We start from the raw sequence: 1,069 nt of genomic DNA, 5'->3' as shown, positions 1-1,069 counted from the left end.
CGCACTTATCATTAATATTGATTCCGTTCGGTTGGGCATGAATGGAAATCAATTCCGCACCGAGACGACGTAAGATTTCAGGACCCACCTTATAAGCCGCTCCGTTAGCCGCATCATGTACCACCTTTAACCCGCTCAAGTCAACGTCCGTACTGTTGACGATATAGTCGATATATTCTTCCTGAAGGTCCGGAAGCTCCGTAATCGTACCGATTTCCGCTCCCGTGGGGCGGCCTTCCTGTCCCGCTCTTTCATCTTTCAGCATAAATTCTTCAATCAGATCTTCCGTTTCATCGGGAAGCTTATAGCCATATTGGTCAAAGAACTTAATCCCGTTATATTCAAAAGGATTGTGAGATGCCGAAATAACGACACCGGCATCCATATGATGAAGTTTTGTTAAATATGCGATAGCCGGCGTGGGAATCACGTCCGCCATAAAGCAGTTGCCACCGGCAGAGGCAATACCCGCTGCCAGAATATCGGCCAACATGGTACCTGAAAGGCGCGTGTCGCGACCGATTAAAAAGGTCGGGTGTTCCTTATCCTTACCGAGAATGAAAGCCGCTGCCCGACCTAAATGATATGCCAATTCAGGTGTTAACGACGCATTAGCCACGCCACGTACACCGTCTGTTCCGAATAATCTAGCCATTTTTTACCTCCACGGGGTGATATTTTTTCATGAATACGATTGCCGTCTCCATTCCGTCTAAAAAGGCACTCATAATGCCGCCGGCATATCCCGCCCCTTCACCGACGGGATACAGACCTTGCGTCTGTACGGCCATACGAGTCTTTTCATTCCGACAAATACGTATGGGTGCACTGGTACGCGTTTCTACACCGGTCATAACGACGCTATTATCATCGAAGCCGCGAATCTTTCTGCCGAAATACGGCAGGGCCTCTGCCAACGTATCTGTCACAAAAGGCGGCAAAAGCTGATGTAAGTCACAGAATGTCACGCCCGGTTTATACGTATGTACCGCACTCGGCACCGCTTCTTTCGTACGACCGAGAAAATTGCCTACCGTTTGTACCGGAGCCTTATAGTTACTACCAGCCG

The 1,069-nt window shown here is 49.0% G+C and carries 1 protein-coding gene and 1 pseudogene; both read right to left on the bottom strand.

The window, feature by feature from the left end; genetic code table 11:
• Positions 1-655, bottom strand: a pseudogene (locus tag PGX78_RS08315) (phosphoglucosamine mutase); the annotation flags it as partial.
• The coding region (locus PGX78_RS08310; protein WP_442864822.1) for an FAD-dependent protein at positions 648-1,069 on the bottom strand (422 nt) is incomplete at its 5' end. The pseudogene PGX78_RS08315 and the gene PGX78_RS08310, both read right to left, overlap by 8 nt.

It is taken from the genome of Megasphaera sp. AF13-6AC, from assembly GCF_027685385.1.
GTDB lineage: Bacteria > Bacillota > Negativicutes > Veillonellales > Megasphaeraceae > Megasphaera > Megasphaera micronuciformis.
The sequence above is the reverse complement of the archived record's forward strand: the minus strand, read 5'-3'. Positions and strand labels throughout refer to the sequence as shown.